The sequence below is a fragment of the Nocardioides jiangsuensis genome (genome assembly GCF_019679455.1).
GTDB classification, from domain to species: Bacteria; Actinomycetota; Actinomycetes; order Propionibacteriales; family Nocardioidaceae; genus Nocardioides_C; species Nocardioides_C jiangsuensis.
Window position 1 is genome coordinate 1,009,815 of record NZ_JAIEZQ010000002.1, and the last position, 18,857, is coordinate 1,028,671.

Here is an 18,857-nt window from a genome sequence, read left to right on the forward strand (position 1 = left end):
GAGGAGCGGCATCGTCGACGGGGTGACCGTCGTGAGGGGTCCCGGGCGAGCCCGGGGCCCCTTCTGCGTGCCCGGTCCGCGTGCTCGGGAGTCAGAGCTCGGCGATGCCGGGGAACGCGTCGGGCTTCGCGCCGAAGGACAGCGACCGCACGGCCGCGTCCTCGAGCGCCTCGAGCGCCCACTGGCGGTTCGCCCCGGACGTGCTGCCCACCATGTCGGCGTACACCGCGGAGCACCGCTGCTCGAGCAGCAGGGCCGCCGCGGTGAGCTCCTCGGTGCTGGTGGCGGGCGTGGGCAGGTCGTAGCTGACCTCGGAGGCGACCGGCTCGGCCTCGGCGGTGCGCAGCATCGAGACGAGCTGGTCGCGTCGTCCGCGGTGCAGGGTGTACGCCGTGCGGACCCGGCTCCACAGGTCCGGCTCGGTCGAGACCGAGACCCGTCCGCCGACGACGCCGTACACGTAGACCGCGGCGTGCTCGCCGGCCAGGGCCGCCTGCATCGCCTCCACGGGGGTCACCGTCGTCCACCGCCCCGGCTCGGGTCCACCGCACCGAGGACCACCACGTGCTGCGCGGCGGCCGCGGCCATGCTTCCCAGCAGCCGGGCGAACGCGCCGCTCTCCGCGACGAAGGCGTGCTGCTTGGTCGCGTCGGTGAGCTGCTGCTCCGAGGCCACGAGGTCGGCCAGCGCCTTCGCCGGGTCACGGGGCACCGCGCGCGACGACCGGCGCGACGCCGCGGCCGGGGAGGCGGACGCGGACGGTACGGCGGTCGCGCCGCCGGCCAGTCCCGGGGGGACCGCCTCGCCGAGCAGCTTCACGTGCGCCTCGTGGGTGCCGACCAGCGGCGCGAGGTCACGGCGCAGCGCGGGGTGCGCGTCCTGCGTGGCGACGACGAGGTCGAGGGCGGCCCGCTGCCCGGCGAGCGCCTCGGAGGCCACCGCGACGTCCGGGTCGACGTCGGGCCCGCCGCCACGGTGTCGGCCGCCCCGGCGGGCGGAGTCGTGCTCCGACGTACACCCGGAGAGGCCGGCCACCAGGCCGGCCGCGGTCCCGGCGAGCACCGCACGGCGGGTCGGACGGGCCCGACGGGGAAGGGCGGAGCGGGCGGACACGGCGCCGACTCTAGCGTGCCCGACGTCCGCTAAGGTTGCTGCCACGGACGCACCGGTGGTCTCCGCCGTACGGCGTCCGTACGCACGCCCGACAACAGCACAGCAAGGAGCTTGCCCGTGAGCAACGATGAGACCCGGGACCGACTTGCAGAGGTGTTGACCGTGCCGCTCGCCGCGGCCGGGCTGGACGTCGAGGCCATCGAGATCACCCCCGCCGGCAAGCGCCGCCTGCTGCGCGTCGCCGTGGACAAGGACGGCGGGGTGACCATGGACGACATCGCCGAGGCCACCAAGGAGGTCTCCCGCGTGCTCGACGGGTCCGACGTGATGGGCGAGCAGCCCTACACCCTCGAGGTCACCTCGCCCGGCACCGACCGGCCGCTGACCCTGCCCCGCCACTGGCGCCGCAACGAGGGCCGCCTGGTGAAGGTGGCGGCCCGCGACGGCGCCGGCGTGACCGGGCGGATCCTGCGCAGCGACGACCAGAGTGCCACGCTCGACGTGGACGGCCAGGAGCAGACCGTGGCGTACGCCGACGTGACCAAGGCCCGCATCCAGATCGAGTTCAACAAGAAGGAGGGCTGAGGCATGGACATCGACATGACGATCCTGCGCTCGCTCGAGCGTGAGAAGGAGATCTCCTTCGACATCCTGGTCGAGGCCATCGAGCAGGCCCTGCTGATCGCCTACCAGCGCACCCCGGGCGCGCAGCCGAAGGCGCGCGTCGAGCTCGACCGGAAGAACGGCCACGTGACCGTGTTCGCCGCCGAGACCGACGACGAGGGCAACACGGTCGCCGAGTTCGACGACACCCCGGACGGCTTCGGCCGGATCGCGGCGACCACCGCGAAGCAGATCATCCTGCAGCGGCTGCGCGACGCCGAGGACGACCTCAAGTTCGGGGAGTTCTCCGGCAAGGAGGGCGACATCGTCTCCGGGATCATCCAGCAGGGCCGCGACCCGCAGGACGTGATGGTCGACCTCGGACGCCTCGAGGCGCTGCTGCCGCAGGCCGAGCGGGTGCCGGGGGAGCGCTACGACCACGGCACCCGGATCAAGTGCCTGGTGGTGAGCGTCCGCAAGGGAATGCGCGGGCCGCAGGTGATGCTGTCCCGGTCGCACCCCAACCTGGTCAAGAAGCTCTTCGCCCTCGAGGTCCCGGAGATCGCCGACGGCACCGTCGAGATCTGCGCGATCGCCCGCGAGGCGGGGCACCGCACCAAGATCGCGGTCCGCTCGACGGTCCCCGGCGTCAACGCCAAGGGGTCGTGCATCGGGCCGATGGGGCAGCGCGTCCGCAACATCATGCACGAGCTGCACGGGGAGAAGATCGACATCGTCGACTGGGCCGAGGACCCCGCCGAGCTGGTCGCGCACGCGCTCTCCCCGGCCCGGGTCTCCAGCGTGGAGATCGTCGACCTGGCCGCCCGCTCGGCCCGGGTGATCGTGCCCGACTACCAGCTGTCTCTCGCCATCGGCAAGGAGGGCCAGAACGCCCGCCTCGCGGCCCGGCTGACCGGCTGGCGGATCGACATCCGTTCCGACGAGGCAGCGGCCGAGCAGGCCCGGGCCGCCTCGCCGGACGCCTGACAGCGCGTTTCGGTTCTCAGGGCCGCAGGCGCTAGACTGGTTCACGGTGGTTCGCGACAACGGCGCTGACGCATGCGCACATGTTCCTGTGCGTACCTGTGTCGGATGCCGCACGCGGGCCCCGAAGCAAGAACTGCTGCGCGTGGTCGCCGGCGGTTCGGACGACGGCCCGGCCGTCGTACCCGATCCGCGGGGCACCGCACCCGGCCGTGGGGCGCACCTGCACCCCACGCTCGAGTGCTTCGACCTCGCGACTCGCCGCCGAGCTTTCGTCAGGGCCCTCCGGGCCAGGACCGGGCTTGCCGGTGCGCCGCTGGAGGAGTACCTCCGGGGGCTGGAGCAGCAGACATGACCGTGATTGACCGACAGAAGATGGAGCAGCAGCTCATGAGCACTCGATGAGTACTTCGCGATGAGCATGCACACCAGCTAACGGTCCGGCCATACCCAAGGGCTCGGACCAGAAGGAGAAGCGTGGCTAAGGTCCGAGTCCACGAGCTCGCCAAAGAGCTCGGAGTCGAGAGCAAGGTCGTTCTGGCCAAGCTCGGAGAAATGGGAGAGTTCGTCAAGTCGGCGTCGTCGACGGTCGAGCCCCCCGTGGTGAAGCGATTCACCGACAAGTTCGGCGCAGAGCTGAAGTCCGCCGGTGACGCGGCGGCCAAGAAGGCTGCCCCGGCCAAGAAGGCCGCCCCGGCGAAGGCCGAGGAGGCCCCTGCCCAGGCTGCGTCCCCCACCTCGGCTCCGGCCGAGTCCCCGGCCGCCGAGGCCCCCGCCGCGGCCGTGCGTCCCGGTCCGGGTCCCCGTCCCGGCCCCAAGCCGGGTCCCAAGAAGGCCCCCGAGCCCGCACCCGTGGCCGAGGAGCCGGCAGCGCCGGCTGCTCCCGCCGCGAGCGCCAAGGCGCCGTCGACCGCACCGCGGCCGTCGGCCCCCGAGAAGCGCGGTCCCGCCCCGTCGGCGCCGCGTCCCGGTGGCGGAGCCCGTCCCGGCGCCCCGCGTCCGGGCAACAACCCGTTCTCGTCGACCCAGGGCATGGGTCGACGTCCCTCCGCCCCGCCGCGCGGCGACCAGGGTGCGGGAGCCGGTGCCGGCACCGGCGCGGGCACGGGCACGGGCGACAACCGTCCGCCGCGTCCCCCGGCCGGCCGTGAGGGCGGCGGCGCCCCCGGTCGCTCGGGCATGCCGCGTCCCAACCCGGCGATGATGCCGAAGTCCCCGGCCGCGTTCGGCGGTGGCCCCGGCGGCCGCCCGAGCGGTCCCGGCGGACGTCCCGGCCCCGGTGGCCGTGGCCCCGGCGGCGGTGCACCCGGTCGTGGCGGCGCTCCCGCCCGCGGTGGCGCCGGCGCAGGCGCTCCGGCCCGTCCCGGTGGCTTCGGCCCCAGCGGCGGTGGCCGTCCCGGTGGTGGCCGTCCCGGCCAGCGTGGCCAGACCCAGGGTGCCTTCGGGCGTCCCGGCGGTCCGTCGCGTCGTGGTCGCAAGTCGAAGCGCGCGCGTCGTCAAGAGTACGAGCAGATGCAGGCCCCGACGATCGGCGGCGTGCGCGTCCGCAAGGGCGACGGCGAGACCGTCCGCCTGCCGCGCGGCGCGTCGCTGACCGACTTCGCGGAGCGGATCGGCGTCGACGCTGCAGCGCTGGTGCAGATGCTGTTCTCGCTCGGCGAGATGGTGACCGCCACCGAGTCGGTCAACGACGAGACGTTCGAGCTGCTCGGCGAGGAGCTCAACTACAACGTCCAGGTCGTCTCGCCCGAGGACGAGGACCGCGAGCTGCTCGAGTCCTTCGACCTGGAGTTCGGCTCCGACGAGGGCGCCGAGGCCGACCTCGCCGCGCGTCCGCCGGTCGTCACGGTCATGGGTCACGTCGACCACGGAAAGACCAAGCTGCTCGACGCGCTCCGCAGCGCGAACGTGGCCGGCAAGGAGGCCGGTGGCATCACCCAGCACATCGGTGCCTACCAGGTCTCCACCGACGTCGACGGCGAGGACCGCCGGATCACCTTCATCGACACCCCGGGTCACGAGGCGTTCACCGCCATGCGTGCCCGTGGTGCGCAGGCCACCGACATCGCGGTGCTGGTGGTCGCGGCCGACGACGGCGTGATGCCGCAGACGGTCGAGGCGTTGAACCACGCCAAGGCCGCCGGCGTGCCGATCGTGGTCGCGGTGAACAAGATCGACAAGCCCGACTCCGACCCGACCAAGGTCCGGGGCCAGCTGACCGAGTACGGCCTCGTGCCCGAGGAGTACGGCGGCGACACCATGTTCGTCGACGTCTCGGCCAAGTCCGAGCTCAACCTCGACAAGCTGCTCGAGGCGATCGTGCTGACCGCCGATGCGTCGCTGGACCTGCGGGCCAACCCGGAGCAGGACGCCCAGGGCCTCGTGGTCGAGGCGCACCTCGACCGCGGTCGTGGTCCGGTGGCCACGATCCTGGTGCAGCGCGGCACGCTGCGCGTCGGAGAGTCCATCGTGGCGGGACCGGCCTACGGTCGAGTCCGCGCGATGCTCGACGAGCACGGCGAGTCCGTGGAGGCGGCCGACCCGTCGCGTCCGGTGATGGTGCTCGGTCTGACCGCCGTTCCCGGCGCGGGCCAGAACTTCATCGTCGTGGCCGACGACCGGATGGCGCGCCAGATCGCCGAGAAGCGTGAGTCCCGCGAGCGGGCGGCCATGCAGGCCAAGCGCCGCGTGCGTCGTACGCTCGAGGACTTCATGGCCTCCATGGAGAAGGGCGAGAGCCAGGAGCTCAACCTGATCCTGAAGGGCGATGTGTCCGGTTCGGTCGAGGCCCTCGAGGACTCGCTGGCCAAGATCGACGTCGGCGACGAGGTCACCCTGCGGGTCATCGACCGCGGTGTCGGTGCGATCACCGAGACCAACGTCGACCTGGCCGCCGCCTCCGACGCCATCATCATCGGCTTCAACGTCCGGCCCCAGGGCAAGGCGACCGAGATGGCGGACAAGGAAGGTGTCGAGATCCGCTACTACTCGGTCATCTACCAGGCGATCGAGGAGATCGAGGCCGCGCTCAAGGGCATGCTCAAGCCGGAGTACGAGGAGGTCTCGCTCGGCCACGCCGAGATCCGCGAGATCTTCCGCTCCAGCAAGATCGGCAACATCGCCGGTTGTATGGTCACCGACGGCGTCATCCGCCGGAACGCCAAGGCGCGTCTCCTGCGCGACAACAACGTGGTGGCCGACAACCTCGACCTGTCGTCGCTGCGTCGCGAGAAGGACGACGTCACCGAGGTCCGCGAGGGCTTCGAGTGCGGTCTGACCCTGCGTGGCTACAACGACATCAAGCAGGGCGACGTCGTCGAGTGCTTCGAGATGCGCGAGATCCCGCGGGCCTGACCCGCACGTGGCCGACCTGCCGGCCGGGGGACACCGAGGCAACCAGCCTCGCTCGTCCCCCGCTCGGCGGCCAGGCCCACCATCCCTCGGCGCCCCCGCCCGTCCGGTCAGCCGGACGGGCGGGGGCACGCCCGGGGGTCATGCTGAACCTCTGAACCAACCCAGGAGAACCACTCATGAGCTCGCCCCGCGTGCGCAAGGTCGCCGACCGGATCCAGGTCATCGTGGCCGAGATGCTCGAGCGCCGGATCAAGGACCCGCGTCTGGGGTTCGTGACCGTCACCGACGTCCGGGTCTCCGGTGACACCCAGAACGCGACGATCTTCTACACCGTCCTGGGCGAGGTCGACGAGCTCGCGGGGACTGCCGTCGCGCTGGAGTCGGCGAAGGGGATCCTGCGCTCCGAGGTGGGCAAGCAGCTCGGGATGCGGCACGTCCCGACGCTGGAGTTCATCCACGACGCCCTGCCCGACACCGCCCGCCACCTCGACGAGCTGCTGGCCAAGGCCAGGGAGTCCGACGCCCAGGTCGCCGCCGCGGCGGCCGGCGCGCAGTACGCCGGTGAGGCGGATCCCTACAAGAAGCCCCACGACGAGGACGCCGAGGACGACACCGTCGACGGCGACGAGGCCGCGGACCCCACCACCGACGCGTGAGCACGTCGGGCACTGCCGGCGCGGCGGGCCGGGCCGGCCTGGTCGTGGTCGACAAGGCCGGCGGGATGACGTCGCACGACGTGGTCGCGCGGCTGCGCCGGCTGGCCGGCACCCGCAAGGTCGGCCACGCGGGCACCCTCGACCCGATGGCGACCGGGGTCCTCCTGGTCGGCGTGAACCGGGCCACCCGGCTGCTCGGCCACCTGATGCTCACCGAGAAGGCGTACGACGCGGTCGTCCGGCTCGGGGTCTCCACCACCACCGACGACGCCGAGGGCGAGGTGCTGGCCACCACCGACGCCTCCCACCTCACCGACGCGACGGTGCGCGAGGCGCTGGCCGCCTTCGTCGGCGACATCGAGCAGGTGCCCTCCTCGGTATCCGCGATCAAGGTCGACGGCCGGCGCGCCTACGCGAGGGTCCGCGCCGGCGAGAAGGTCGAGCTGGCCGCGCGGCCGGTCACCGTCCACGCGCTCGACATGGGCGCGGTTACCAGAGACGCCGGCACGGTCGACGTCGCGATCTCGGTCCGCTGCTCCAGCGGCACCTACATCCGCGCGTTGGCCCGCGACCTGGGCGCCGCCCTCGGCGTCGGCGGGCACCTCACCGTGCTCCGCCGTACCGCCGTCGGCCCCTTCGGCCTCGCCGACGCCGTGACCCTCGACCAGCTGGCCGCGGAGTTCACGATGGTCGCGATCGACGACGTGGCACGCCGCTGCTTCCCGACCCGCACCGTCGACGAGCAGGGTGCGGCGGACGTCGCCGTCGGCCGCAAGCTCGAGCTGGACCTGGGTGCGCCGGGACCGGTCGCGGTCCTCGACGGCGAGGGCCGGTTCCTCGCCCTGTACGAGCAGCGCGGCCCGGTGGCCGCCGCGGTCGCCGTCTTCACCTCCTGAGCGCCCCGAGGTCTCCCGGGCGCGGCGCCCGCCCGTGTGGCAGGCTTTTGCCGGACTCTCCCGACTCCCAGGACAGGAGCACCACGGACGTGCGGATCTGGCGCTCGATCGACGACGTTCCCGCCGACCTCGGTCGGACGGTCGTGACGATCGGCAACTTCGACGGGGTACACCTCGGTCACCAGCACGTGGTGCGGCGCGCCCGCGAGGTGGCCCGCGACCGCGGCGTGGAGCACCTGGTCGCGGTCACCTTCGACCCGCACCCGATCGCGGTGCTGCGCCCCGAGCACGCGCCGCCCACCCTGACCACCGTGGAGACGCGCGCGGTGCTCCTCGCGGACGCGGGGGTGGACGACCTGCTCGTGGTGCCGTTCACCCGCGACATCGCGGCCTGGACGCCCGAGCGGTTCATCGAGGAGATCCTGGTCGACGCGCTCCACGCGACGGCGGTGGTGGTCGGCGCCAACTTCCGGTTCGGCCACCGCGCCGCGGGCGACGTCAGCACGCTGCGCGAGGCGGGGAAGAGCCACGACTTCGTGACCGAGGGCATCGCGCTCGACGGCGGTCCGCAGGTCTGGTCGTCGACGTACGTCCGGAACTGCCTCGCGGCCGGTGACGTCGAGGGCGCCGCGGAGGCGCTGGGACGTCCCTTCACGGTGCGCGGCGAGGTCGTCAAGGGCGACCAGCGCGGCCGCGAGCTCGGCTACCCGACCGCGAACGTGCCGACCACCGGGATGCACGCCGCCCCCGCCGACGGGGTGTACGCCGGCTGGCTGCGCCGCCTCGAGGGCGACCCGACCCCGCTACCCGCCGCGATCAGTGTCGGCACCAACCCGACCTTCGACGGCGACCGCGAGCGGCGGGTGGAGTCCTACGTCCTCGACCGCGACGACCTCGAGCTGTACGGCGTCCCGGTGGAGGTGGCCTTCGTGGCGCGGCTGCGGGGCATGGTGCGCTTCGACTCCATCGACGACCTGGTCGCCACCATGGCCGACGACGTGGCCCGTGCCCGCGTGGCGCTCGGCCGGGAAGACCAGACATGAGCGGGCAGCACGGCGTCCGCGGCTGGCGGGGCGGTCGGGCCGCCAGCCCGCAGACCATCGAGGCCGCCGAGCGGTGGTTCGTCCGGCACGGGCTGCCGTACTTCGTCGACTCCGAGCGCGAGGAGGTCCGCCGCGGCCTGAAGCCGAGACGGCTGGGCGCGGTGGCGACCACCGCGGTGGTGGCGGGGCTCGCCGTCGGCGTGGTGCTCGGCTGGCTCACCGTCGACGTCTCCCTCGGGATCAGCGCCGCGCTCGCCGTCGTGGGCGCGGTCGCGGCGTTCTACGCCTTCACGACCCTGCGGCTGGGGGCCATGGCCCGCTGGGCGGTGGCCCGGACCCTGCGCAGCCTCGGGCTGATGTTCCCGCTGGTCACCCGGGCGCTGCCGCTGCTGCTGCTGTTCGTCACGTTCCTGTTCATCAACGCCGAGGTCTGGCAGGTCTCCTCGACCCTCGACGGCGGCGTCATGTGGCTGGCGGTGATGCTCTTCGCCGGCATGGCGGTGGGCTTCCTGCTGGTCCGGCTTCCCGAGGAGCTCGACAAGGTCGACGACGAGGTCGAGGGCGGCCGGCTGGTCGCCGCATGCAAGGGCACCCCGCTGGAGGAGGCGGCCCGACAGCTCGCCGAGTCCGGGGAGCACGTGCACCAGGACGCGACCGTGAGGGGCTTCCAGAAGGCCAACCTGATCCTGGTGCTCCTGGTCGCGCAGGTGGTGCAGGTGCTCCTGCTCTCGGTGGCGGTGTTCCTGTTCTTCATCGTCTTCGGCGCGGTGGCGATGAAGGAGGGCGTGGTCGAGTCCTGGATCGGCGCGGAGTCGCACCCGCTGGGCATCTCGACGCTGACCGTGGAGCTGGTCCAGGTGTCGGTCTTCCTGGCCGCGTTCTCCGGGCTCTACTTCACTGTGTACGCGGTGACCGACGAGACCTACCGCGGGCAGTTCTTCACCTCGATCACCGACGAGCTCGAGCGGGCGGTCGGCGCGCGCACGGTCTACCACGCGCTGAAGTCGCAGGCCTGACCGCCGCCGTACGACTCCTCACGCCGCAACGGCGTACGCCCCGACCGCAAGCGGTCGGGGCGTACGTCGTGTGAGGGAGCGGTCAGGCGTCGAGGTCCTGCTCGACCAGCGCGGCGATCTTGTCGAGCGCCCCCTGGTCGTCGCTGGAGACCTCGACCGCGTCGCCCTTGCCGGCGCCGAGGGTCATGATCAGCAGCGCGGAGCTGGCGTCGACGGCCTCACCTCCAGGGACACCGATGGTGACCTCGGCGTCGAGCTCGCCGGCCGCCTCGGAGATGATCGCGGCGGGCCGGGCGTGGAGTCCGACGGCGGAGCCGACGTTGACGGTCTTCGTGGGCATGTGCGTTTCTCCTTGTGGTGGGTTCCGACGACCTGCGAGGCGTGCGGTGCTGCGGGAGGTCAGACGGTGACCTCGGACAGCTCCTCGATCTCTTCCTTGCTCTCGGTGAGGCTCTTCAGTGCGATGACGCTGGCTGCCGCGACGATGACGCCGGCGGCCAGGGCGATGAGGAACCACAGCACGTTGCCGACCGCGAACAGCACGAAGATACCGCCGTGCGGGGCGCGCAACGTGACGTCGGCACCCATCGCGATGGCACCGGTGACCGCACTCCCGAGCATGATCGAGGGGATCACGCGCAGCGGGTCGGCGGCCGCGAACGGGATCGCACCCTCGGTGATGAACGAGGCGCCGAGCAGCCACGCCGCCTTGCCGTTCTCCCGCTCGGCCTCCGTGAACAGGCTGGGACGGAGGACGCAGGCCAGGGCCAGCGCCAGCGGCGGCACCATGCCGGCGAGCATCACCGCGGCCATGATCTTGAGCTGCGGGGCGTCGCCGCCCGCCGTCGCCGCCGCGCCGAGGCCGGTGACCGCGAAGACGTAGGCGGTCTTGTTGAGCGGGCCGCCCATGTCGAAGGCCATCATGAGGCCGAGGACCACGCCGAGGATGATGGCGGAGCCCCCCGCCAGGCTGTTCAGGCCTTCGGTGAGGGCTTCCATGAGCGTGGCGAGCGGCTTGGCGAGCAGGACCAGCATGATCAACCCGGAGATGAGGGTCGCGCCGAGCGGGATGATCACCACCGGCATCAGGCCGCGGACGAAGACCGGCACCTTCCGCTGGGCGATCCAGTGGGCGGTGACACCGGCGAGGACACCGCCGACGATGCCGCCGAGGAAGCCGGCGTTGATGGCCGGGCCGGCAGCGAGCGCGCCCATCACGAAGCCGGGGGCGATGCCCGGGCGGTCGGCGATCGCGTAGGCGATGTAGCCGGCCAGGGCGGGCACCAGGAAGCTGAACGCCGCGCCGCCGATGGTGAGCAGCACCGCGCCGAGGTAGGCGCCCATCGCGCCGAGCGCGTGGTCGAGACCCAGCGCCGCGGGGTCGGGAAGGTTGAACAGGGTGTTGTCAGCGATGATCCCCGAGGCCTTGCCCTCGAGCGCGATCTCGTAGCCGCCGAGCAGGAAGGCCAGCGCGATCAGGAGACCGCCCGCGGCGACGAACGGGATCATGTACGACACGCCGGTCATCAGGATGCGGCGGATCTTCAGCCCCCAGGTCTCCTGGGCGCCGGACCGGGCCGGCGCCCCGGCGGCCGCGGCGTCGCCCTCCACCCGGGGGGCGTTCGGGTCGTCGACGTAGGAGAGCGCCTCGGCGATCATCCCGTCGGCGTCGTCGATGCCGCGCTTCACGCCGGCGGCGACGACCGGCTTGCCGGCGAAGCGGCCACGGTCCTTGACCCCGACGTCGGCGGCGAACACGGCGGCGTCGGCGGCGCGGATCAGCTCCGGGTCCAGCGGCGTGGAGCCTGCGGACCCCTGGGTCTCCACGTGGATGTCCACCCCGGCGCGGGCACCGGCGGCCTCGAGCGACTCCGCTGCCATGTAGGTGTGCGCGATGCCGGTCGGGCAGGAGGTCACCGCGACGATGCTGCGGCGGCGCTGCGGCGCGGCAGGTTGCTCGGCGGCCGGCTGCCCGGTGGCGGCCGCGGCCGGCGTGGGCGTGGCCGGGCTCCCCGCGGCGGCGGCGGGGGCCGCAGCCTTGGCGGGAGCCGGCGCCGAGACGACTGCGCTGACCGTGTCCACGATCTCCTGGGGCGTCTCGGCGGCGCGCAGCGCGTCGGTGAAGTCCTTCTTCACCAGGGACCGGGCCAGCTGGGTGAGCAGCTGGAGGTGGGTGGCGTCGCCGCCGGCGGGGGCGGCGATGAGGAACGCGAGGTCCGCCGGGCCGTCCTTGGCGCCGAAGTCGGTGGCGGGGGAGAGCCGGGCGAAGGCCAGCGTGGGTACGTCGACATGCTCGGTGCGGCAGTGCGGGATCGCGATGCCACCGGGGAGGCCCGTCGACGAGGTGGCCTCACGGGTGAGGGCGTCCTCGGCGAGACCGTCCGGGTTGCCGGTGCGTCCTGCCTCGGCGACCACTGCCGCCAGGGCGCGGATCACCTCGTTCTTGTCGGAGCCGAGCGAGGCGTCGAGCCGCACGAGGTCCGCAGTGATGAGTTCGGACATGTGTTCCTCAATCTCTGGTGAGAGCGAGCTCGTGAACCTCGACGAGCTCCGGGTGGATGTGGTGAGGCGTCGGAATGGTCGTTCCGGGGAGGCCGGCGGCGGCGCTGCCGTAGGCCACGGCGAGTCGGAGCCTCTCGGCCGGCTCGGCGCCCCGGAGGTGGCCGAGCAGGTAGCCGAAGAGGCTGGAGTCGCCGGCACCGACGGTGCTGACGACGGTCGTCGGGGGCGGGCCGGCGTGCCAGGCGCCCTCGCGGGTCACGAGTACGGCGCCGTTCCCGCCCAGCGTGGCGAGGACCGCGCCCACGCCCCGTTCGACGAGGACCAGGGCCGCCTTCGCGGCCGCGGCGGGGTCGGACTCGATCGCGTCGGCGTCACCTCCGGTGAGTGTGGCGAGCTCCTCGCCGTTGGGCTTCATGAGGTCCGGCGCCGCCGTTTCCAGGGCGTCGGTCAGCGCGACGAGGGGCTCCCCGGAGGTGTCCACGCTGACCCGGGCCGCCGTACCGGCGAGGTCGGCGACGAGCGTGGCGTACCAGTCGGCGGGTGCGCCCGGGGGGAGCGACCCCGCCAGGACCACCCACTGCGCGGACTGCGCGCGCTGGTGCAGGGCGTCCTCGAGCCGCTGCAGCGACGCGTCGTCGGCGACCGCGCCGGGGGAGTTGATCTTGGTGGTGGTGCCGTCGGGCTCGGTGATCGTGATGTTCACCCGCACCGGGCCGACCGGGCGCTCGGGACGGCAGTCGATGCCGTCGCGGAGCAGCTCGAGGACGTACGGGTCGTCCTTCTCCGCCGGGAGCACCGCGATCGTGGGCACCCCGGCGGCGACCGCCGCCCGCGAGATGTTCACGCCCTTGCCGCCGGACTGGGAGATGACCGACTCGGCGCGGAGCACCGCCCCGCGCTCAAGCCGGGAGGTCAGGGCCACGGTCCTGTCCACGCTCGGGTTGGGGGTGAGGGTGACGATCATGCGACCACCACTTCGATGTCTCGGGCGCGGAGTGCCGCGGCGGTCTTGGTGGACAGGCCCGAGTCGGTGACCAGGACGTCGATGTCGTCCAGGCCGGCGAATCGGACGGTGTGCTCCTGGCCGATCTTCGTCGAGTCTGCCAGCACCACGACCCGTTGTCCGCTCCTGACCATCGCGCGCTTCGCGGCGGCCTCGGCGTGGTCGGGGGTGCTGAGCCCGTGGGCCAGGGAGACGCCGTTGGCGCCCACGAAGGCGACATCGGTGCGGAGCAGGTCCACCGCGGCCACGGTGTCCTCGCCGACGGCGGCCTGGGTGGTGCGGCGGACCCGTCCGGGGAGCAGGTGCAGATCGACGTTGGAGAGACCGGCCAGCCGGCCCGCGATCGGCACCGCGTTGGTGATCACGGTCAGCCGCAGGTCGTGGGGGAGGTAGGAGGCCAGCCGCGCGGTCGTCGTACCGGCGTCGAGCAGGATGCTGCCGCCGGGCCCGGGCAGCTGGTCGAGGGCGGCCTTGGCGATCCGCTCCTTCTGCTCGGCCTGGGCGAGGTCGCGGTCGCTGACGGCGGTCTCGAGAGCGACCAGCGCCGAGGCGGGTACGGCGCCGCCGTGCACGCGCCGGATGATCCCGGCCCGCTCGAGCAACGACAGGTCGCGGCGCACGGTCTCGGTGGTCACCCGGTAGGCGTCGGCGAGGTCGTTGACCGAGAGCCGGCCGCGCTGGGCGATCAGGTCCGACATGGCCTGACGACGTTCCTCGGCGTACACCCTGCCACCTCTCCCTGCGTATCGGTCTTCACCTGCGTGGGTGGATCTTTGTATCTGTTGTTTTACGCCCGTATCTGTTGACTGTCAAGGGGGCGGCGGGTTTAGAGTGCTGGCATGTCGATCGAAACTTCCGCACCCCAGGGGTCCTCCGCCCAGCCGACCCTGCTGAGGGGTACCCCGGTCGTACCGGGCGTGGCGTACGCGCCCGTGGTGGTGGCCACGACCGCCATCGCGCAGAGCGCCATCGACGCCTTCGACCACGAGGCGCTCGACGAGCAGGCCGCCCTCGCCCGCTTCGACGAGGCGGTGGTCGTGGTCGCCGAGCGGCTCGCCGTGCGCGCGTCGAAGGTCAGCGGCTCGGCCGCGGAGGTGCTCACCGCCACCGCCGGCCTCGCCCGGGACAAGGGTCTGCGCTCCGCCGTGGCCAAGCGGGTCAAGGCGGGGGAGCCGCTCCTGGTCGCGCTGCACGGCGGGGTCGACCAGTTCGCGGACCTGTTCGCCCAGATGGGTGGCCTGATGGCCGAGCGGGTGACCGACCTGCGTGACATCGAGAAGCGGGTCACCGCCTCCCTGGTCGGCGAGCCGGAGCCGGGCGTGCCCACCCCGGAGGAGCCGTCGGTGCTGGTCGCCGAGGACCTCGCCCCCGCGGACACCGCCGGCCTCGACGCCGCCCGGGTGGTCGCGCTGGTCACCGAGAAGGGTGGCCCGACGAGCCACACCGCGATCATCGCCCGCCAGCTCGGCATCCCCTGCGTGGTGGCCGCGGCGGGGGCGATGGGCCTGCGCAGCGGGGCGAAGGTGCTCGTCGACGGCACCACCGGCGAGATCGAGGTGGCTCCGGACGAGGCGAGCGCCCGGGCCCGGGTCGAGGCGGCGGCCGCCGCCCGCGCCGCGCTGGAGAGCTGGACCGGTCCGGCGAGGACGAGCGACGGTACCCGGGTGAAGATCCTGGCCAACGTCGCCGACGGGGCGTCCGCGCGCGCCGCGGCCGACGGGCCGGTCGAGGGCGTCGGGCTGTTCCGCACCGAGCTGTGCTTCCTCAACCGCAAGGACGAGCCGACGGTCGAGGAGCAGACCGAGGTGTACGCCGAGGTGCTCGACGCGTTCGGCACCGAGCGCACCGTGGTGATCCGCACCCTCGACGCCGGCTCCGACAAGCCGATCGCCTTCGCCACCCACGAGGGCGAGGAGAACCCCGCGCTCGGCGTGCGCGGCCTCCGGCTCTCCTTCGGCAACCCGGGTCTGCTCGAGCGCCAGCTCGCCGGCATCGCCGCCGCAGCGCGGCAGACCTCCACCGACCCGTGGGTGATGGCGCCGATGGTCGCCACCGTCGTGGAGGCCAGGGAGTTCGCCGCGCAGGTCCACGAGCACGGCCTCCGGGCCGGGGTGATGGTGGAGATCCCGAGTGCGGCGCTCCAGGCGCACAAGATGCTCGAGCACGTCGACTTCCTGTCGATCGGCACCAACGACCTGACCCAGTACACGATGGCCGCGGACCGGATGGCCAGCGACCTCGCGCACCTGACCGACGCCTGGCAGCCGGCCGTCCTCGCGCTGATCGCGATCACCGCCGAGGCCGGCAAGCAGGTCGGCAAGCCGGTGGGCGTGTGCGGCGAGGCCGCGGCCGACCCGTCGCTGGCCGCGGCGCTCGTCGGCATGGGGGTCACCTCGCTGTCGATGGCCTCGGCCGCGGTCCGCTCCGTCGGCGCGCAGCTCGCCGCGGTGTCGATGGACATGTGCGAGCACGCCGCCGAGGCGGCGCTCGCGCAGAGCGACCCGATGGCCGCGCGCGACGCGGTGCGCCGGGTCCTCGGCGGCTGACCGGTCAACGGGTCGCCGTCCTAGGCCGATGGAGCTGGAGTTCAGCGGCGAGATGTGGTTCTGGAGAGGGCCCGCGCCGTGGCACTTCGTCACCGTGCCGGAGGAGGACTGTCACGAGCTGGAGGCGACGGCCGCGTTCGTGAGCTACGGCTGGGGCATGATCCCGGTGGCGGCTCGGATCGGGGGCACCGGCTGGACGACGTCGCTGTTCCCCAAGGACGGTCGCTACGTCGTGCCGGTCAAGGCGGTCGTGCGGCGGACCGAAGGGCTCGACGTCGGAGACCTGGTGACGGTCCGCCTGGTCGTGGACGTCTGACCGGTCGCCTCGTTCGCCGGTACGGCGGTCAGCCGCGCCGGCCCGATCGTGCGTGCCATCCGGCCGGAGGGTCCTCGCCGACCAGACCGTCCACGGCCTCGCGGAGCAGGTCGGCGTGCCCGGTGTGCCGGCCGTACTCCTCGATCAGGTCGCAGACGAGCCGGCGCAGGCTGGCGTGGCGACCGTCCGCGGCCGAGGCGTGGACGAGCTGGTCGAGCCCACCGTCGGCGAGGGCCGCGTCGAGCCTCGCGCGGGACCGTTCGACGGCGCCGTCCCAGAGCGCGTAGAGCTCGTCGGGGGTGTCGTCGGCGGCCGAGGTGAAGTCCCAGTCGTCGCTGCCGTCCCAGCCGGTGGTGTCCCACGGTGCGCCGATCGGCTCACCGCGGAGCTTGGTGGTGAAGTGGTAGTCCTCCGCGGCGGCGAGATGCTTGAGCAGGCCGCCGAGGGTCAGCGAGGAGGCGCCGACGCGGGTCTGCAGCCCGGCGGCGTCGAGGTCGTCGGCCTTCCAGCGAAAGGTCGTGCGAAGGCGGTCGAGCGCACCCACGAGGTGCTCGGTCTCGCTGCCGGCGAGGGGCGGTTCCCACGGGTAGTCGCTGTCGCTCATGGCGCCACGGTAGACCTCGTCGCGGACGTTCCGTCCCCGATTCGGGCGGAGTCAGACCGGGCCGACCGCCGGGAGGACGCCGCCACCGTCACCGGGACGCCGTTGAGCACGGCGTTGCCGCTGACCGCGTCGAGCTCACCAGGGTCGGTGAGGTCGTTGATCGAGGGGCCGGGGACGGTCGTCGCGTTGCCCAGGAGCACATCGTCCCGCTGGTGCCCGTAGCCGTGGGGGAGGCTGACCACCCCGGGCATCATGTCCTCGCTGGCCCGGACCTCCACCTCCACCGCGCCGACGCGCGAGGTGACGGTGACCGTCGTACCGTCGGCGATGCCGCGTTCCGCGAGGTCCTCGGGGTGCATCAGCAGGTGGTGTCGGGGGCGCCCGCGGGTCAGCCGCTCGGTGTTATGCATCCAGGAGTTGCAGTCGCGCTGGTGCCTGCGCCCCACCAGCCGCAGCTCGCCGACGCCGGGGCCCGCCGCGAGCGCCTCCTCGACCCGGGACAGGTCGTCGAGCACGAGGTGGGGGGCGGCGTCGATCCGCTTGTCCCGGGTCATCAGCCGGTCCGGCAGCGCCGGGCGCAGCGGCCCGAGGTCGACGCCCGCGGGGTGCTTGCGGAGCGTGCGCAGGGAGAGTCGGGGGCGGTCGGTGCGCAGCAGCAGGTCGACCGTGCGCCGGGGGGACAGCCGGAGCCGGCCCGCGGCGACCAGCCGCTTGCGCAGGGAGGTCCGGGCGCCGACCCGCTTCGCGGTGCGCAGGGCGATCTCGCGGAAGATCTCCCAGTCCTCGAGGGCGCCCTCCGGCTTCGGGAGCACCGCCGGGGTGAACCGCGCCGTGTTGCGCACGGCCAGGGTGTGGAACACCAGGTCGTAGTGGTCGCGCTCCAGCGCGGACGTCGGCGGCAGGATCACGTCGGCGTGCCGGGTGGTCTCGTTGACGTAGAAGTCGACCGCGGCGACGAAGTCGAGATTCTCGACCGCCCCGGCGAGCCGCTTCCCGTCAGGGGTGGAGAGCACCGGGTTGCCGGCCACGGTGAGCAGCGCCCGGACCTGGCCCTCGCCGGGCGTGAGGATCTCGTCGGCCAGCGTGGAGACCGGGAGCTCGCCACCGAACTCGGGCAGCCCCCGGACCCGGCTGTGCCAGACGCCCCGGTGGCCCCTGCCGATCAGGCCGCGCCCGACCGCGTCGATCGCCGGCCGGGTGAACATCGTGCCGCCCTCGCGGTCGAGGTTGCCGGTGAGCAGGTTCATGCACTGCACGGCCCACTGGCACACCGACCCGAACGCCTGAGTGGAGACGCCCATCCGGCCGTAGAACGCGCCGGCCCCGCTGGTCGCGAACTCCCGGGCGACCCGGCGGATGTCCTGCGCCGCGACCCCGCTGAGCTCGGCGGCGCGCTCCGGGGTGAACGGCCGCACCGCCTCCTCCACGACGCCGACCCGGTCGACGTACGCCGCCGGGCGGGTGAGCCCCTCGTCGAAGAGCGTGTGCAGCATCGCGAGCAGCACCACCACGTCGGTGCCGGGGCGGACGAAATGGTGCTCGGTGGCGACCTTGGCGGTCTCGGTGCGCCGCGGGTCGAAGACCACCATCCTGCCGCCGCGCGCCTTGAGCTCGCGCAGCCGGCGCGGGAAGTCCGGGACGGTCATCAGGCTGCCGTTGGAGGCCATCGGGTTGCCGCCGAAGACCACGAAGTACTGCGTGCGGTCGATGTCGGGCACCGGCAGCAGCAGCTGGTGGCCGTACATCAGGTGCGCGACGAGCTGGTGGGGGAGCTGGTCGACCGACGTGGCGCTGTAGGTGTTGCGGGTGCGCAGCGAGCGGACCATCGCGGTGCCGTGCGTCATCGCGCCGAGGCTGTGCACGTTGGGGTTGCCGAGGTAGACGGCCAGCGCGTCGCGGCCGTGCTCGCGCACGGTGCGCGCCAGGTTGTCGGCGACCAGGTCGAGCGCGGTGTCCCAGTCCACCTCCTTCCAGCCGTCGGCCGTACGGCGCACCGGGCGGCGCAGCCGGTCCGGGTCGTCGTGCACGTCCTGCAGCGCCACCGCCTTGGGGCAGATGTGCCCGCGGGAGAGGGGGTCCTCGGGGTTGCCGCGCACGGACGTGACCCGGCCGTCCTCGAGGGTGAGCTCAAGGCCGCAGATCGCCTCGCACAGGTTGCACACGCCGAGCCGCTTCTCCATGCCGCGTATCCTCGCACGCGCCGGTGTGTCGTTCCGCGCGC

General features: G+C 73.0%; 18 protein-coding genes. 10 read left to right on the plus strand and 8 right to left on the minus strand.

The window, feature by feature from the left end:
• Positions 1-91: 91 nt before the first annotated feature.
• Complete coding sequence (locus K1X13_RS13375; protein WP_221025519.1) at positions 92-517, minus strand: ferritin-like domain-containing protein; 426 nt, start codon at positions 515-517, stop codon at positions 92-94.
• Positions 514-1,113 (minus strand): hypothetical protein, encoded by a 600-nt coding sequence (locus tag K1X13_RS13380; protein ID WP_221025520.1) that lies wholly within the window; start codon positions 1,111-1,113, stop codon positions 514-516. The genes K1X13_RS13375 and K1X13_RS13380 overlap by 4 nt, the downstream gene beginning before the upstream one ends.
• Positions 1,114-1,230: 117 nt before the next feature.
• On the opposite strand from K1X13_RS13380, the gene rimP reads away from it, so the two are divergent.
• The 8 genes from rimP to K1X13_RS13420 all read left to right on the plus strand — a co-directional run bounded on the left by rimP (position 1,231) and on the right by K1X13_RS13420 (position 9,665).
• Entirely contained in the window at positions 1,231-1,698 is a 468-nt protein-coding gene (gene rimP, locus K1X13_RS13385; protein WP_221025521.1) for a ribosome maturation factor RimP, read from the plus strand.
• A 3-nt stretch (positions 1,699-1,701) separates the two neighbouring features.
• On the plus strand, positions 1,702-2,703 hold the full coding sequence (gene nusA, locus K1X13_RS13390) for a transcription termination factor NusA (protein WP_221025522.1): 1,002 nt from the start codon (positions 1,702-1,704) through the stop codon (positions 2,701-2,703).
• A gap of 88 nt (positions 2,704-2,791) precedes the next feature.
• Positions 2,792-3,055 (plus strand): YlxR family protein, encoded by a 264-nt coding sequence (locus tag K1X13_RS13395; RefSeq protein WP_308249589.1) that lies wholly within the window; start codon positions 2,792-2,794, stop codon positions 3,053-3,055.
• A gap of 122 nt (positions 3,056-3,177) precedes the next feature.
• Positions 3,178-6,054, plus strand: coding sequence for a translation initiation factor IF-2 (infB, locus tag K1X13_RS13400; RefSeq protein WP_221025524.1), 2,877 nt, complete (start codon positions 3,178-3,180; stop codon positions 6,052-6,054).
• A gap of 176 nt (positions 6,055-6,230) precedes the next feature.
• Positions 6,231-6,710, plus strand: a complete 480-nt coding sequence (gene rbfA, locus K1X13_RS13405; protein ID WP_221025525.1) for a 30S ribosome-binding factor RbfA — start codon at positions 6,231-6,233, stop codon at positions 6,708-6,710.
• Entirely contained in the window at positions 6,707-7,606 is a 900-nt protein-coding gene (truB, locus tag K1X13_RS13410; protein ID WP_308249550.1) for a tRNA pseudouridine(55) synthase TruB, read from the plus strand. Before rbfA ends, truB begins: the two co-directional genes overlap by 4 nt.
• Positions 7,607-7,695: 89 nt before the next feature.
• Positions 7,696-8,649, plus strand: coding sequence for a bifunctional riboflavin kinase/FAD synthetase (locus K1X13_RS13415; protein WP_221025526.1), 954 nt, complete (start codon positions 7,696-7,698; stop codon positions 8,647-8,649).
• Positions 8,646-9,665 carry a hypothetical protein gene (locus K1X13_RS13420; RefSeq protein ID WP_221025527.1) on the plus strand — a complete coding sequence of 340 codons (1,020 nt, stop codon included), beginning with the start codon at positions 8,646-8,648 and terminating at the stop codon, positions 9,663-9,665. The genes K1X13_RS13415 and K1X13_RS13420 overlap by 4 nt, the downstream gene beginning before the upstream one ends.
• An 82-nt stretch (positions 9,666-9,747) precedes the next feature.
• On the opposite strand, the gene K1X13_RS13425 is transcribed toward K1X13_RS13420, so the two are convergent.
• From K1X13_RS13425 to K1X13_RS13440, 4 genes are read right to left on the minus strand one after another with little or no spacing between them, the layout of a single operon-like run.
• Positions 9,748-10,005, minus strand: coding sequence for an HPr family phosphocarrier protein (locus tag K1X13_RS13425; protein ID WP_221025528.1), 258 nt, complete (start codon positions 10,003-10,005; stop codon positions 9,748-9,750).
• 59 nt (positions 10,006-10,064) lie between these two features.
• Entirely contained in the window at positions 10,065-12,167 is a 2,103-nt protein-coding gene (locus tag K1X13_RS13430; RefSeq protein WP_221025529.1) for a PTS fructose transporter subunit IIABC, read from the minus strand.
• Positions 12,168-12,174: 7 nt separating this feature from the next.
• Positions 12,175-13,131 (minus strand): 1-phosphofructokinase family hexose kinase, encoded by a 957-nt coding sequence (locus K1X13_RS13435; protein ID WP_221025530.1) that lies wholly within the window; start codon positions 13,129-13,131, stop codon positions 12,175-12,177.
• Positions 13,128-13,895: a DeoR/GlpR family DNA-binding transcription regulator gene (locus K1X13_RS13440; RefSeq protein ID WP_372450699.1), complete on the minus strand. Its 768-nt coding sequence runs from the start codon at positions 13,893-13,895 to the stop codon at positions 13,128-13,130. Before K1X13_RS13440 ends, K1X13_RS13435 begins: the two co-directional genes overlap by 4 nt.
• Before the next feature lie 114 nt (positions 13,896-14,009).
• On the opposite strand from K1X13_RS13440, the gene ptsP reads away from it, so the two are divergent.
• Positions 14,010-15,716 carry a phosphoenolpyruvate--protein phosphotransferase gene (ptsP, locus tag K1X13_RS13445; protein WP_221025532.1) on the plus strand — a complete coding sequence of 569 codons (1,707 nt, stop codon included), beginning with the start codon at positions 14,010-14,012 and terminating at the stop codon, positions 15,714-15,716.
• A gap of 28 nt (positions 15,717-15,744) precedes the next feature.
• Positions 15,745-16,032: a DUF1905 domain-containing protein gene (locus K1X13_RS13450; protein ID WP_221025533.1), complete on the plus strand. Its 288-nt coding sequence runs from the start codon at positions 15,745-15,747 to the stop codon at positions 16,030-16,032.
• A gap of 28 nt (positions 16,033-16,060) precedes the next feature.
• On the opposite strand, the gene K1X13_RS13455 is transcribed toward K1X13_RS13450, so the two are convergent.
• Together K1X13_RS13455 and K1X13_RS13460 are read right to left on the minus strand one after the other, a co-directional pair.
• Positions 16,061-16,636, minus strand: a complete 576-nt coding sequence (locus K1X13_RS13455; protein WP_221025534.1) for a mycothiol transferase — start codon at positions 16,634-16,636, stop codon at positions 16,061-16,063.
• Positions 16,633-18,816: a molybdopterin-dependent oxidoreductase gene (locus K1X13_RS13460; RefSeq protein WP_221025535.1), complete on the minus strand. Its 2,184-nt coding sequence runs from the start codon at positions 18,814-18,816 to the stop codon at positions 16,633-16,635. The genes K1X13_RS13455 and K1X13_RS13460 overlap by 4 nt, the downstream gene beginning before the upstream one ends.
• Positions 18,817-18,857: the final 41 nt, after the last annotated feature.